The sequence below is a fragment of the Halobacillus campisalis genome (assembly GCF_030345335.1).
GTDB lineage: Bacteria > Bacillota > Bacilli > Bacillales > Halobacillaceae > Halobacillus_A > Halobacillus_A campisalis.
On record NZ_JAPVRC010000004.1, the window covers coordinates 43615 to 57084 of the forward strand.

At 38.5% G+C, this 13470-nt stretch carries 17 protein-coding genes; 10 read left to right on the forward strand and 7 right to left on the reverse strand.

The window, feature by feature from the left end:
- Positions 1-157: 157 nt before the first annotated feature.
- From O2Q26_RS09950 to O2Q26_RS09960, 3 genes are all read left to right on the forward strand, one after another.
- Entirely contained in the window at positions 158-442 is a 285-nt protein-coding gene (locus tag O2Q26_RS09950) for a DUF4212 domain-containing protein (RefSeq protein WP_289215764.1), read from the forward strand.
- A gap of 34 nt (positions 443-476) precedes the next feature.
- Entirely contained in the window at positions 477-2129 is a 1653-nt protein-coding gene (locus O2Q26_RS09955) for a sodium:solute symporter family protein (RefSeq protein ID WP_289215765.1), read from the forward strand.
- Positions 2130-2268: 139 nt separating this feature from the next.
- The gene (locus O2Q26_RS09960; protein WP_289215766.1) at positions 2269-3165 is read left to right on the forward strand and encodes an AEC family transporter; all 897 of its coding nucleotides are present in this window, start codon (positions 2269-2271) and stop codon (positions 3163-3165) included.
- A gap of 19 nt (positions 3166-3184) precedes the next feature.
- On the opposite strand, the gene O2Q26_RS09965 is transcribed toward O2Q26_RS09960, so the two are convergent.
- The 3 genes from O2Q26_RS09965 to O2Q26_RS09975 all read right to left on the reverse strand — a co-directional run bounded on the left by O2Q26_RS09965 (position 3185) and on the right by O2Q26_RS09975 (position 4249).
- Positions 3185-3364, reverse strand: a complete 180-nt coding sequence (locus O2Q26_RS09965) for a hypothetical protein (RefSeq protein ID WP_289215767.1) — start codon at positions 3362-3364, stop codon at positions 3185-3187.
- Positions 3365-3436: 72 nt separating this feature from the next.
- Positions 3437-3724 carry a hypothetical protein gene (locus O2Q26_RS09970; protein WP_289215768.1) on the reverse strand — a complete coding sequence of 96 codons (288 nt, stop codon included), beginning with the start codon at positions 3722-3724 and terminating at the stop codon, positions 3437-3439.
- Positions 3725-3790: 66 nt separating this feature from the next.
- Positions 3791-4249, reverse strand: coding sequence for a sigma-70 family RNA polymerase sigma factor (locus O2Q26_RS09975; RefSeq protein WP_289215769.1), 459 nt, complete (start codon positions 4247-4249; stop codon positions 3791-3793).
- A 238-nt stretch (positions 4250-4487) separates the two neighbouring features.
- Here O2Q26_RS09975 and O2Q26_RS09980 point away from each other — a divergent pair, with 238 nt between their 5' ends.
- Positions 4488-4982, forward strand: a complete 495-nt coding sequence (locus tag O2Q26_RS09980) for a sigma-70 family RNA polymerase sigma factor (RefSeq protein ID WP_289215770.1) — start codon at positions 4488-4490, stop codon at positions 4980-4982.
- Positions 4983-5218: 236 nt separating this feature from the next.
- On the opposite strand, the gene O2Q26_RS09985 is transcribed toward O2Q26_RS09980, so the two are convergent.
- The 4 genes from O2Q26_RS09985 to O2Q26_RS10000 all read right to left on the reverse strand — a co-directional run bounded on the left by O2Q26_RS09985 (position 5219) and on the right by O2Q26_RS10000 (position 9006).
- A complete protein-coding gene (locus tag O2Q26_RS09985; protein WP_289215771.1) occupies positions 5219-5587 on the reverse strand; it encodes a hypothetical protein in 369 nt (122 codons plus the stop codon).
- A 157-nt stretch (positions 5588-5744) separates the two neighbouring features.
- Positions 5745-6659 carry a homoserine kinase gene (thrB, locus tag O2Q26_RS09990; RefSeq protein ID WP_289215772.1) on the reverse strand — a complete coding sequence of 305 codons (915 nt, stop codon included), beginning with the start codon at positions 6657-6659 and terminating at the stop codon, positions 5745-5747.
- Positions 6656-7708, reverse strand: coding sequence for a threonine synthase (gene thrC, locus O2Q26_RS09995; RefSeq protein WP_289215773.1), 1053 nt, complete (start codon positions 7706-7708; stop codon positions 6656-6658). Before thrC ends, thrB begins: the two co-directional genes overlap by 4 nt.
- Positions 7709-7710: 2 nt before the next feature.
- A complete protein-coding gene (locus tag O2Q26_RS10000; protein WP_289215774.1) occupies positions 7711-9006 on the reverse strand; it encodes a homoserine dehydrogenase in 1296 nt (431 codons plus the stop codon).
- 449 nt (positions 9007-9455) lie between these two features.
- Here O2Q26_RS10000 and O2Q26_RS10005 point away from each other — a divergent pair, with 449 nt between their 5' ends.
- The 6 genes from O2Q26_RS10005 to O2Q26_RS10030 all read left to right on the forward strand — a co-directional run bounded on the left by O2Q26_RS10005 (position 9456) and on the right by O2Q26_RS10030 (position 13056).
- Positions 9456-9680: a hypothetical protein gene (locus O2Q26_RS10005; protein ID WP_289215775.1), complete on the forward strand. Its 225-nt coding sequence runs from the start codon at positions 9456-9458 to the stop codon at positions 9678-9680.
- Between the two features lie 150 nt (positions 9681-9830).
- Complete coding sequence (locus O2Q26_RS10010; RefSeq protein WP_289215776.1) at positions 9831-10301, forward strand: hypothetical protein; 471 nt, start codon at positions 9831-9833, stop codon at positions 10299-10301.
- A 222-nt stretch (positions 10302-10523) separates the two neighbouring features.
- Positions 10524-10754 carry a helix-turn-helix domain-containing protein gene (locus O2Q26_RS10015; protein WP_289215777.1) on the forward strand — a complete coding sequence of 77 codons (231 nt, stop codon included), beginning with the start codon at positions 10524-10526 and terminating at the stop codon, positions 10752-10754.
- Between the two features lie 35 nt (positions 10755-10789).
- Positions 10790-11383: a hypothetical protein gene (locus tag O2Q26_RS10020; protein ID WP_289215778.1), complete on the forward strand. Its 594-nt coding sequence runs from the start codon at positions 10790-10792 to the stop codon at positions 11381-11383.
- Between the two features lie 260 nt (positions 11384-11643).
- Complete coding sequence (locus O2Q26_RS10025) at positions 11644-11766, forward strand: anti-repressor SinI family protein (RefSeq protein WP_289216024.1); 123 nt, start codon at positions 11644-11646, stop codon at positions 11764-11766.
- A gap of 75 nt (positions 11767-11841) precedes the next feature.
- Positions 11842-13056 carry a helix-turn-helix domain-containing protein gene (locus tag O2Q26_RS10030; protein WP_289215779.1) on the forward strand — a complete coding sequence of 405 codons (1215 nt, stop codon included), beginning with the start codon at positions 11842-11844 and terminating at the stop codon, positions 13054-13056.
- The last annotated feature ends 414 nt before the right edge of the window (positions 13057-13470 follow it).

Sequence of the window (13470 nt, forward strand, 5' to 3'; positions counted from 1 at the left end):
AAGAAAAGACCGATCTTTCTTACCCTTCCCGTATTGTCACTGTTGAGCTTTGCATTTATAAAGATCCTTATGGTCCCGATGCCGTTTTGGGATACTATAAAATTTATTTTCGACTTGCGGGGCTAAAGGATTAAATACTGAAGGGAGGTGAGACAGAGTGAGAAAAGTTGAACGTAAAAAAGCAGACGCTTACTTCAAATATCGGACCATGATGATTACAATTTACCTGGCCATAGGTTTTCTTGTGTCGTATGTCGTTGTCTTTTTTGCTCAGGAGCTTTCGTCTTTTACAGTGATGGGAATTCCATTCAGTTATTACATGGGAGCTCAAGGCGCTGTGCTAACTTTCATTATTTTATTATTCATTAATGCAATTGTCAGTGACAAGATTGATAAGAAGTTCGGTTTTAATCCAGAGTATGTAGATACAAATGATGATTAATAAGATTGTTGAATACAAAGGAGAGTGATTGACTTTGGATACGCAATTTCTAGTTTCGCTTGCACTAATTGGGGCGACCTTTGCTTTGTACATAGGTATAGCTATTTTTAACACGGCGAAGCAGACTTCTGACTTCTATGTGGCAAGCCGAGGAGTTCCCCCCGTATTTAATGGAATGGCTATTGGAGCAGACTGGATGAGTGCTGCTTCATTCATTGGTTTGGCAGGCACCGTTATGGTTCTTGGCTATGATGGACTGGCTTACATTATGGGGTGGACAGGCGGGTATTTGCTCCTTACCTTCCTGCTGGCTCCTCAATTAAGGAAATACGGAAGATATACGGTCCCTGAATTCATAGGAGATCGGTATCGGAGCAATACGGCCAGATTAATCGCTGCCGTTGCAACCATTATTATCAGTTTCACATATTCCGTTGGGCAGTTATCAGGGTCTGGCGTCGTTATCGGCCGTTTACTTGAGGTTGACACGGCCATTGGTACTTTAATTGGCGTAGTACTCATAGCGTTTTATTCCGCTATGGGGGGCATGAAGGGGATAACTTGGACTCAGGTAGCCCAGTACCTTGTGTTGATCATCGCTTATTTGATACCTGTCATTTTCATGTCACTGCAGCTTACTCAGAATCCCGCCCCATGGATATCTTATGGTGAAATCATTGGAGAGATGAGAGAGCTCGATCGTGAACTAGGTATTTCTGAATATGTGGTTCCATTTACGGAAGCTACGAAATGGCAATTCTTAGCGCTAATGTTCACACTTATGGCAGGAACTGCAGGTCTGCCGCATGTTATCGTTCGCTTTTATACAGTTGCTACAATGAAAGCGGCGCGCTGGAGTGGTGCTTGGGCTCTGCTTTTTATTGGATTGCTTTATCTTTCAGCCCCTGTATATGCCGCGTTCTCTCGCTTTATTTTAATGACACAAGTCGCAAATACTCAACTGGATAATTTGCCTGCATGGACAGAGCCATGGATTAACACGGGACAGTTATCAGTAGCTGATACTAATGGAGACGGGATGCTTCAATGGCAGGAGCTTACCATTAGTAATGATATAGTTGTCATGGCTACTCCTGAAATCGCAAATTTAGGAGTGTTTGTTATCGGACTGATGGCAGCAGGAGCTATGGCTGCCGCTCTTTCTACAGCTGGGGGATTGATGATTGCGATTTCAGCTGCTTTATCACACGATATCTATTACCGTTCAATTAATCCCAAAGCTTCGGAGAGTAAACGTCTCTATGTAGGCCGTCTTTCTATTGTGCTTGCTACCGTTGCCGCAGGACTACTAGCTTTGAATCCTCCGGGAGCAATTACTCAAATTGTGGCCTGGGCGTTTGCTCTAGCTTCTGGATCATTCTTTCCCGCACTGCTATTGGGTGTTTGGTGGAAGAGGGCGAATGGACCGGGGGTCATTGCAGGAATGGTTACTGGGTTAACTGTTACTCTGAGTTATATCTTTGCAGCGAAGTATTTAGGATTTACGATTTTAGGTATTATCGATACGGGAGCTGGAGTCTTTGGTGCTGCATCGGCAATCATTGCTAATATTGTAGTCTCCTTGAATACTGCCCCTCCTTCTCAAGAAACACTAGATGAAGTGACTGATTTGCGCTACCCTGAGCAAATCAAATATAAAGATGGTGAAGTCTGGTTAAAAGAATAGCCCTGAAAAGCTCATTGCCATATGGTGATGGGCTTTCTTTAGGAAAAGCAGACCTTGATTTATAAAAACCTAGCTGTGATCCCTGCTAATTTGGTAGACTTAGAGAATCGGTATTATTACGTAGAAAGGTCAGGGGCATATGGCTATATTTTTTCAAGTAGTTCTTCCAGTAATTTTAGTATTTATTGCAGGTTTCATTCTTCAAAAATTCATGAAGCTCGAGATCAAATCAATCTCTACAGTCGTTTTATACATCATGCTTCCATGTCTCGTATTCGATACGTTTTTTCACGCGGAGTTTGATAATGAATATATCATGATGATAGTTTTTTCAGTCATTTTACTTTTTATAATTTTACTCATTAATAAAATTACATCTAAAGTAGCTAAGTATAATTCTTCGACAGAAAGTGGTTTGATTCTATCGACAGCTTTCATGAATGCTGGAAATTATGGAGCGCCTATCGTGCTTTTTGCATTTGGAGAACAAGGCTTCGTCTATTCCGTATCCTTTATGGTCATTCAGCAGATTGTAATGAACTTCTTTGGCGTCTATTATGCAGCTAAGGGGACAGCTGGTGTCAAGCTTGCTTTGACCACAGTTATGAAGATGCCGCCTACATATGCGGTGCTCATCGCGCTGACGGCAAAATTTGCATCTTTTACTATATCTGAGAACGTAATGGCAAGCATCACCCTCGTAGGGGACGCAACGATCCCGAGTGTCATGATCTTACTTGGCATGCAGCTCGCTAATATAACCATCAAAAACCTGGACTGGAGGAAGGTTTCATATGCCGCCAGTTTACGTTTAATCGGCTCTCCTATGATTGCCTGGGCGCTGACGTCGCTGTTACCTATGAGCGATTTGATGGCGAGTGTGCTCATCGTTTCAGCAGCTATGCCTTCAGCTGCTACGACGACAATGTATGCGGTGCAGTTCGATTCTAAGCCCGATTTGGTCTCCAGTATCACCTTGATTACGACTATATTAAGTGTTATATCTATCCCTATTCTATTGAATATTCTCACATAGAAAAACGAGCGATCAGATTCTAGACCTGATCGCTCGTTTTTTTATTCTTTATTTTCTTTTTTGTTTTAACATACATAAATAAGTTTCCTATGATCATAGCGATCGCTAAAGATGCCCCCACTGATGTTATTTCTAACGGGGTGAAATAACCCGCAACTAAAAAAATGATGAAAAACAAAGCAAACATTAAATAAAACAAGACGCTCTTCCTCTCACTAATTAAGGCTTCTATCCGTAAGAATAACATATGCTTTGCTGAAAAAGCATCCCATTATCCTTCCTGAGGGTATACAAAGAAGCGATAAACAGTGACCTCCTCTTCTTCCATCATTTCAAAGGATTGTATATCAGCATTAGAGATCGCCTGGCCGTCAATCTGTTTAAATGAAATCTGCTGGATAATTTCTTTATCCTCGATCAATGGAATCGGGTGGGGGTTAATGATTTCGATCATCCATTCGTAAGATAGCCGCTCCACGAAGGCGTGGGTATACGAGGTGGGGGTGTTATCGAGCCAAATATGAGCTAAAGGGATGGAGTCGCTTGCATTACGTTCCATCTGATTACCCCTCCTTTATGGGTTGTTATTTAATACCCTGTCTCCCATGGATTAAACGTTTGATACTTACTGCAACACGTATCTTCTTAGTTTATTCTTCAATGATTTTCTTGTTCTTTTCACTGTCGACTCACTCTTATTAGTGATTTCAGATATTTCAATGATTGTATACTCTTCAAGCGTCAATTCGACGACAGTTTGTTCAAGAGACGTAAGGCGGCAATGGGAATAAATATCATGAAGCAGAATGATATCAAGAGAGGGGTCAATTGAGAGCTCTCGTTCGATGTAAAGGGGTGAAGCGCGTTGATCATTTCTTAAGTATGACTTAAAGAAATAGAGGAGTTTATGAGTGAAGTACGTTGAAAATTTGCAACGGTACGGGTCATAACGAGCTATACATTGGACATAAATGAAATAGGCTTCCTGAATTAAATCTTCATAAGGAAGAGGAACATTCAAGCGATTTAGTGTGTAATAAACAAGGTCCCGATAACTTTCAAAAGATGAAGGTGACTCATTCACGAATAAGCTCAATTCTAATTGAATATTCAACTGTTTTTTGCGCGCATTTATATTATTACTTAATTTTGTAAAAAAAGAAATGAATTTCTGAAAATTACATAAATTATTTTAAATTTCAATTTTAAATGGTTAATTTACTATGAAAAATTAATTTTTTAAACAATTTGACACCAAAAAGAGGGTTTTCAACGATTATAACTATGGAAGGATAAATTTGGAATAGTTGGGGGATCACCTTATGTCTAATGAACATTTGAATTTTGAACGCGTAGTTAAGGAAAATGAACGCTTGATCTATTATCATATTCACAGTTTAAGAATTAATGATTCAGAAGGGACATATTTCTCGGAAGGATTGGTGGCACTCTGGAAAGCTTATGAGTCATACGACAAAGAGTTAGGGAAGTTCTCGACTTTCTTAAGTTGGAAAATACGCAATGCTCTTATTGATCGAATCCGCAAAGAATCCACTCAACAAAAGCACCAGTTAAATTATCTACAGCAAACCTCCGCAACCACCAGCCTGTTAACTGAAGATTACATAGAGGATCATCATTTATGGGAGCAAGTAAAGTCCTTACTTACACAAAACCAATGGAAATGGGTCTATTATTTCATCATCCATGATTTATCCGTAGAACAAATTGCAAGTTTGGAAAAGGTTTCTAAAGACTCAGTCAAAAATTGGGGGAGGCATGCGCGAAGAATTCTTCGTGAACGTTTATCTATGTAATAAAGAGGCTCAGTCACAGTTCAGTGGTGATTAAGGGGATGGACCATATATCATATAAGGGGAATTTCTGCAGGAGAACGGTAAGACAGCCAAACCTGGCTATCGACTTATCCAGGTCTAGCCAGTCTTGAGATTTACGTGAGAGTATAGGGGAAGTGTGTTTCCAGCATCCTGTCAACAACATTTTGTACCAGTTAAATAAAAAACGTTCTAAGCTTTGTTAGAACGTTTACTAGTTATTTTTCTATGGTGATGTTAATTTTACTTAACCCAAGAGCTTTGGCAGCTTGGATCATGCGGGCAGCTTCAAATTCTGCATCATGGATGGAAATATTATTTCTTGAGATGTTTAATGTAGTGCCGCCGAATAAGGGCATTTGATCCAATTCTTCTGCAGTAGGCGAAGGAACGGAGGATGGAACTTCAGCCACAATATCATATTGGCTGCGATTGACGCGTCCTCGGATTTTTCTTCCATGATAAACAACACTTGCATACGGGCAGCCAGTATCTTTAGAAATTTCGCGGTAGTTTTTGTCAGTTTCTTCAATCAACCTTTTTACTTCAGTTAAATCATAATCATATTGTTTACTCTTTTTACTCATAATCTTAACTCCTTTATTAATCATTACTTATATTCTATACAACAATCGATTTTTTTTATAGTATTAGTTCTCCCCATAATTAAACAATTCCTTTGATTATTCGATATTCTGTAAGATTAATAGTCGAAGAATGAAAAAATGAACCAGTGAAATGAGCTCACTGGTTCATAGCCGCTGTATTAGTAGACGTAACGCCATGTAAGTCGGCGTGAAGAATTTTTACTTGGTAGTCGGGTAAATCATCCATTAACGAGTCCATTTGTTTAGCAGAAGCGTCTTTAAAAAGTCCGATCATTGTTGGGCCTGCTCCACTAATATAATGACCTAGAGATCCATGATCATTGAGTACTCTGGATACGTGAGGGAAATCAGGAATTAAACCGCTGCGATAGGGCTGGTGCCACTTGTCTTTTTTCATCATTCTTCCAACGAGATCCCAATCTTTTTCCGCTAGTGCGGCAACAAGAACGTTCGCCATTCCGCTCGCATGTACCGCACCTTTATAATCCATTTGAGTTGGGAGTATAGCGCGAGCTTCTTCTGTTTCCACGTGATAATCAGGGATGACAGCTATCCACGTCAATGGTTCCAACCCTTTGGAGAAACGAACGGATTCAAGTTCTGTACCATCATAGCTTGAAACAGTGATGCCACCGCAAATGGCAGGGGCGACATTATCAGGATGTCCTTCAATATCACAAGCAATCTTTAACTTTTCCTGATCACTAAGTTCCAGTTTAAGAATCTGATTGGCGAGCTCAATTCCGCCGACTACTGCGGTCGAAGAACTTCCTAGTCCTCTTGCGATAGGTACATCGTTTGTCATTGTAATTTGATGAGGAGGCAATTCTTCAATACCGAATCGGCTAGCAGTAAACAAAGCTGATTTGTAAATTAAATTACTTTTACCTTTAGGAATGAAAGGTACGTCTTTCTCTTGTAAGACGAACGACCATTCTTCTGCACGTTCACATTCCAGGATTACATATTGAGTCAGCGCCATACCGATTGAATCGAATCCTGGCCCCAGATTTGCTGAGGTGGCTGGGACACGAATGGTCAAGCAGTTCATGAGCTAACACCAGCTGCTTCCTTAAATTGCTGAAGATCATTTTCAATAACAGTAGGTTTGATGGCACTTTTCTCAATAGCAGTCACAGGATCTTTAAGTCCGTTGCCTGTCAATACGTGGACAACCTTGGAGCCTTTAGGAATTGTTCCGTCCTTAACTTTTTTTATAGTGCCGGCGAGCGATGCGCATGAAGCAGGTTCAGCAAAAACTCCTTCTGTACTCGCCAGCCACTGATAAGCTTCAACGATTTCTTCATCAGTTACTTCGTTGATTTGACCTTTAGATTCTTCAGCTGCTTTTAGAGCGGGCTGCCAGCTTGCCGGGTTGCCGATTCGGATTGCTGTAGCTAATGTTTCCGGGTTTTCAATGATTTCGTTACGAACGATGGCAGCAGAACCACTTGCTTCAAAGCCAAGCATTTTTGGAAGTTTCGTGCCATGAGCTTCGTGATACTCTTTGAAACCTTTCCAGTAAGCTGTAATGTTTCCGGCATTCCCTACTGGGATCGCTAAGAAGTCAGGAGCATCACCTAGTACATCACATACTTCAAAAGCTGCCGTCTTTTGTCCCTCTATTCTATAAGGATTAACAGAATTGACGAGTGTAATCGGTTCTTTTTCAGCAATTTCACGAACGATGTTTAACGCCTGATCGAAGTTACCTTTAATGGAGAAAATTTCGGCTCCATACATCACGGCCTGTGCAAGTTTTCCTTCCGCAATCTTACCATCTGGAATAACTACGATACATCGCAACCCTGCACGAGCGGCAAAAGCTGCAGCAGAAGCGGAAGTGTTACCTGTAGAAGCACAAATTACAGCCTTTGACCCTGCTTCAATGGCTTTAGCCATAGCCAGCACCATTCCTCGGTCTTTGAATGAGCCGGTGGGGTTGGCTCCTTCGATTTTGACATAAGCTTCGATTCCTAGTTCTTTGGAAATGGTTGGGATCGGCAAAAGCGGTGTATTTCCTTCATGTAAAGTCAGTGAAGGAGTTTCTGGTGTTACCGGCAATAAATCAGGATATTTATCTAATAAACCTTTCCACATCGTCAATTTCCTCCTTCTACACGGAAAACACTGTCTACTGAACGAATGGAGGATAGTGACTCCAGATCTTTATAGGCTTTTTGGAAATCCTCTTCACTTACCTGATGAGTAATCATCATAAGCTCACGTTCGTCATCTTTATCTGCTTCACGCTGAATAATTTGGTCGAATGAAATACCGTACTCTGCAAAGATTTTCGTCAAATCCATTAACATGCCTGGTTGATCATGGACGTGCAGCCGTAAATATTTTTTAGTCATTTGGTCTTTTTTAGCTTTCACTTGTTTTGGAAATTGTGGCTGAACGTAGGCTGATCCTGAAGTTCCCAGTCGCAAGCTTTTGATAACAGCGATCAAATCTGAAACTACGGCCGTTGCAGTAGGAAGTTTCCCGGCCCCAGGACCGTAGAACATCGTTTCTCCGACAGCGTCTCCATACACATAAACAGCATTGAACTCGTCGTTTACAGAAGATAAAGGGTGCTCACTTGGAAGTAATGTAGGCTCTACGCTGACAGATACACCACTTAAGTCATTTTCAGCAACACCAATCAGTTTTACAGAATAGCCAAGAAGCTCAGCATACTCGATATCCGCTAATGATAATCCACGGATGCCCTTGACTTCGACATCTTCTAAATTGAAAGGCATGGAAAAGCCTAGAATGGACAGTATTGTCATCTTTCTTGCTGCATCTAGCCCGTCTACATCAGCTGTGGGATCAGCTTCAGCAAATCCAAGATCCTGTGCTTCTTTTAACACGGAGTCAAAATCGACGCCTTCTTTAGACATCTTCGTCAAAATGTAATTCGTCGTTCCGTTCACAATCCCCATCATTTTACGAATTCTATCAGAAGAAAGCCCGTCCAATATAGAGCGTACAATAGGTACTCCGCCAGCTACACTTGCCTCATAAAACAAGTCACAACGGTTTCTTTGGCTTGCTTCAAATAGCTTCTCGCCATGCTGCGCTACTAGATCTTTGTTAGCTGTAACGATGTGTTTGCCGTTTTCAATGGCTTCCATCAATATTTGTAAAGTGTGATCGATTCCACCCATGACTTCTACAATGACATCGATTTCTGGATCCTGCGTGATATCCTCATAACGATCTGTAAGTTGCGCTGAGGAATTTTTTAGATCACGGGGTTTATTCATATCATTCACAAGGACTGTTTTAATAATGACGTTACTCCCGGTTTTATGTTGAATACTTTCTTTGTGGTCTTCAAGAATCTCAATAACACCCGTTCCAACGGTGCCTAATCCTAGTAAACCAACAGTAATTGTATCTTTCATCGTTCACACTCCTTGTCCACTTGATATATACATATTTTTGTTTGTAATGGACATTGTAACGGAAAGCCATACGATGTACAAGGTAAATACGAGAGATTTATACCTATAGTTATATTATTTTAAATATGAAGTTTATTGAAGGTTATTGTTGTTCATTTTTCTGGGAGTTGCTGGACCCTTACCCGTCTGGAGAAAAGTACAGGAGATTGCCTGACCTTAGTGATAAAATGACATGATTCTAATAAATTGAAAATCTTATTTTATTTTTGAAAATGTTTCGATTAAATTCAACAAAAAAATGCAATAAATGCCATAATAACTCCTTATTCGACATAAAAAACCGACTTTTTTCTATCTTTACGGTTTAATAGCACATTGACTAATCTGAAAACTTACTATATAAGTAAAAGTAGTAAGTATAAATACCTAATTCCAAAGGAGGTTAGAACGTGAAAAAGTTTTTTGAATCACGCAAGGTGTATGAAAGTTTAATTACAGAAATCATAGGAGAAATGGGGATTGGAAAAGAGGATGTTTTTCTCAAAGAAGGTATGATCGCCATACATAATTTTTTAGAAGTACAAAATGAAAACCTAAGGACAGAATATCAGTTAATCAATGCCATTAAGAATCATTTCCGTACATTATTCCCTAATAACGAAACGTGTGAGTAACGTAAAAGCTGCTGTTTTTCCAGCAGCTTTTTATTATTGTAAATGGAAGATATTCACTCAATAAATTACGTAAAAGACTTTATTTTTACAGAGAAATAAGGGATAATAGTGTAAAATACTGAAAATTCAGATTAACAGGAGGTGGGCGTAATGTTAAATATAAAAATGCTTAAACCATATTACGTGAAAGAAGATAATCGTTTTATTCGTATCGTTCTTGCCTACCAGTATTTTTCCTTGTTCATTGATGACGAATTATACCAGTTTATCCCTATGGAGTCGCGTGAGATTATTATTGATCGGAAAAGTAAGCGTGTTCATAATGTGTTTGATATATTTGTATTCCAGAGAGGGAAGCGCATCGTATATATTTCTGTTGCAGATCTGCTGAAACTGCCGGAGTTCCTAACTCATCTTCATTCCATTACTTCTCCGTATGAAGCGGAAATTATTGACGAAGTAAAAGAGAGTGAAGACCAAATTGACAGTATCGTATCCTATTTAGAGAAACAGAATTTAAGAAGGTTAATAGATAAGGCTATTGATTGTTCTGATAAGAAGACATTTGTGGAATTGACGCAGACTTGGAACGATATGTATTCTCAAGAAAACCCTTTATGACATAGAACAAGCCTATGAATATGAAGCTAATTGCCAAAATGAATTTGGTGATTAGCTTTTTTTTGTCTCAGTATAGTCTTTATTTTTCAGGAGTAATAAATGCATCGTATTGTTCTTTATTAAGAAAAAAATTCTTTCAATTTCTGAGTCATTCCGATATAATTTAAATAAATATTCTTTATTAAGAACATTCAGGTGTAGTATAAAGAAAGGGGAATTTAAATGGCGACAATAGGTGAAAGAATACGTGTACTCCGGTTAGGTAGAGATTTGTCAGTGAATCAATTTGCCAACTTATCAGGTGTTTCGAAGTCTTACATTAGTAATATTGAGAGAGGCGTGCAAAAGAATCCTTCTTTGAGTGTAATGAGAAAGTTAGCTGCCACGTTAGATGTTCCATTAGAAGACTTGCTTACCCAGGAAAACGATCAACCAAGAGCAAATAATCAATAAAACGGGCAAATTTAAAGTAAGAGGTGATGCTATTAATGAGGGGGAAAGTTTATTTTACAAGATTAGCCGCCCAACCTAATTACAGAACTGGGCCACTTCCACCTATGTTATTTCATGAAGGGGTGACATTTAATTTACAAACAGTGGTCCAGCAGTTCTCTCAGCTTCTTATCAAGCCTTATTATGAGATAAGAAGTGAAGATGGGATGGTGTACGCAAGACATACTTCTAATAGGACATTCGAAGATGTAATGAAGGGGATTTATGGAGACGAATCCCCTCTTTCTTATTTACAGGCAGTCATTTGTTTTTATGAGTTGAATAAATACAGTCCTTCTTTCAAAGAAAAGTGGAGTTATATAAGAATTCTCGATGATGCTTTCGTAAAGTATTTGCGAGTACTGGGAGCTTGGCCTTTCGAAGATTTTATTAGAAGTCTCAACCCTATCTTCTTTTATGATTCTTTGCAGCACCCGGTTATTATAATATATACAATCCAAGGAAATAGTGAGTTAACCATCACGAAGCATATTCACAGATTTGATTATGACAGCTATTGTCTAAAAGAATATAGTAGGGCAATTGCCAGGAGATGCTCTTATGACCGATCATGGGAAAGACTTTCATAAAAAGCGGCTGAAAGATATCATGTTTAGCCGCTTTTTGTGGTGAAACCATTTATATACATATTCGATTTATTTTTACAATTTATTTTTAGAGTAAATCCAAATTTACTAGTGAATTGTTAAAAAAATATGAATTATTTACAAAACTATAGAAGAAAATGGATGTATAATAGTCGTAGTAATAAAGGATAAGGGTAAGAGGATAGACTTACATACTGATAAGTAGAAGCTATCCTCATTTCAAGCGGGGAGGTTCACCATTGATGGAGACGTTTCCTGATGTAAAGACATTGGATGTTGAATGGGTGGAGTTAATCGAAGAAGCAAGAAACCTGGGACTGTCAGTAGAAGAAATTAGAGAATTTTTACAATCTGAAAAAATATAGTATATAAGCATCAGCTGACAGCTGATGCTATTTTTTTTAAATTCGATTATATTTAATATATAGGAGGGGGATTGGATGAGATCGACTCACTATGAACTAGTTCAACTGCTGAAAGATTGTTCAATTACTTTTCGTGTCCCTATCTTCATGTTTAACCATAACGAAAAAATGATCCACCACTTTCCCGATACAGTTCATAAACCACCAAAGATCTTTCAGAAAAAATTGTACAGTTGCTTAAGGGAAAGCAAACATTTTCCTTTTCAGCTTCAATTGTTTGAAGATATCTATTTTCAATATTTTTTTATTTATCCCATTCAAAATAACTTAGGCCAGTTTACGTTTATAAGCATGGGACCTTACTTATTACAAGAAGTTGAGAAACTGAAAATCAGAAAAATGCTGATCCTTAACGGAATGGATTTTTCATATGAGGATGAGACGGTGAAATATTTTTCCACTCTTACTATAGTAAATAGGCAGAAACTAGAGTCAACAGAGCGCCTGTTAACATCATTACTTCCTGGGAGAACTGAAAGTCATTCAATTGGACAAATTCCCTCAGAAGAAATCCTTGACTATAGAAACTTTAAAAGTAACCATTTGAACGCAAAATACTCTCAGCACTTGCTGGAGCTAAATGAAAATTTCAATCGCTACTTCAAAGAAGGAAATATAAAAGCCCTGCATGAATATCAACAATTACGTAAATCCGCTTTATTTCCATTAGGTAATGGAGATGAGCTTCGTTCTGCAAAAAATAATATCATTACATTGGTTTCTAAGTTGACCAGGATAGCCATTGAAGAAGGCATCGCAAAGGGGGAAGCTTTCTCTTTACATGACTTTTATATAAACTATCTTGAATCAAAAGAAACCCTTACTGAACTGATAAAATTAGAATCAACGATTGTGCAATCTTATTTAAAGGTTATGAAACAACGAAACCAATCCAGCCATATTTCTCCTCTAGTGCAACGTGCTAAAAGCTTCATTTATAATCATTTAACAGAAGAAATCAATTTGAAAAGTATAGCAGATGAATTAAAAGTGAACCCCAATTATCTATCCAGTGTTTTTAATAAGGATACCGGAACCTCGATTACAAAGTATATAAACGAACAACGGATGAAAGAGGCAAAAGAATTGTTAAGTAACACCCCTTATACTTTAATGGAAATCAGTATTTTGCTCGGGTATAACAGTCAAAGTTATTTTACGAGGGTTTTTAAAAAGCAGGAAGGAATCAGTCCAAAAGAATTTCGTCAAAAGCTGCAAACATATTCATAGTATTTAAACTGGCTCGACCTGCAGTTAAGGTCGAGTTTTTAATTGAGGGTGCTGTTAAATTTTCGTGTTGATATTTGTATAAGCTCACTTACCTTGAAGTATTGGTTTCGAGATATAGTGGAATTAGGGGGCTGTAGGAGAAGTGATTGGATGTTTACTTATCGTACAGAAATGAAGGAAGTCTCAACAGCCGCTAAGGGTGAGGTTGGATAGCACCCACGGAATTTATGAAATAACTTATGCGCTGCGCTTATATGGGCGTAAAAGAGTGGATCAATCGAATGTACCTGAACAAGTTCGGTTAGTGGAACACTTAAGATATATTGCTAGTATTTTCAAAACTATCAATATAGTGAATAGAAAAAATATATAGATAATTGACGAAATATGTTAATATATACATAGATTATGAAT

Excerpts from the sequence above, each read along its gene's own strand:
- thrC (WP_289215773.1), bottom strand. The coding sequence starts at position 7,708 with ATGTGGAAAGGTTTATTAGATAAATATCCTGATTTATTGCCGGTAACA.
- O2Q26_RS09985 (WP_289215771.1), bottom strand. The coding sequence starts at position 5,587 with ATGAGTAAAAAGAGTAAACAATATGATTATGATTTAACTGAAGTAAAA.
- O2Q26_RS10010 (WP_289215776.1), top strand. The coding sequence starts at position 9,831 with ATGTTAAATATAAAAATGCTTAAACCATATTACGTGAAAGAAGATAAT.
- O2Q26_RS10020 (WP_289215778.1), top strand. The coding sequence starts at position 10,790 with ATGAGGGGGAAAGTTTATTTTACAAGATTAGCCGCCCAACCTAATTAC.
- thrB (WP_289215772.1), bottom strand. The coding sequence starts at position 6,659 with ATGAACTGCTTGACCATTCGTGTCCCAGCCACCTCAGCAAATCTGGGG.
- O2Q26_RS09980 (WP_289215770.1), top strand. The coding sequence starts at position 4,488 with ATGTCTAATGAACATTTGAATTTTGAACGCGTAGTTAAGGAAAATGAA.
- O2Q26_RS10015 (WP_289215777.1), top strand. The coding sequence starts at position 10,524 with ATGGCGACAATAGGTGAAAGAATACGTGTACTCCGGTTAGGTAGAGAT.
- O2Q26_RS09960 (WP_289215766.1), top strand. The coding sequence starts at position 2,269 with ATGGCTATATTTTTTCAAGTAGTTCTTCCAGTAATTTTAGTATTTATT.
- O2Q26_RS09970 (WP_289215768.1), bottom strand. The coding sequence starts at position 3,724 with ATGGAACGTAATGCAAGCGACTCCATCCCTTTAGCTCATATTTGGCTC.
- O2Q26_RS10025 (WP_289216024.1), top strand. The coding sequence starts at position 11,644 with ATGGAGACGTTTCCTGATGTAAAGACATTGGATGTTGAATGGGTGGAG.
- O2Q26_RS10030 (WP_289215779.1), top strand. The coding sequence starts at position 11,842 with ATGAGATCGACTCACTATGAACTAGTTCAACTGCTGAAAGATTGTTCA.
- O2Q26_RS10000 (WP_289215774.1), bottom strand. The coding sequence starts at position 9,006 with ATGAAAGATACAATTACTGTTGGTTTACTAGGATTAGGCACCGTTGGA.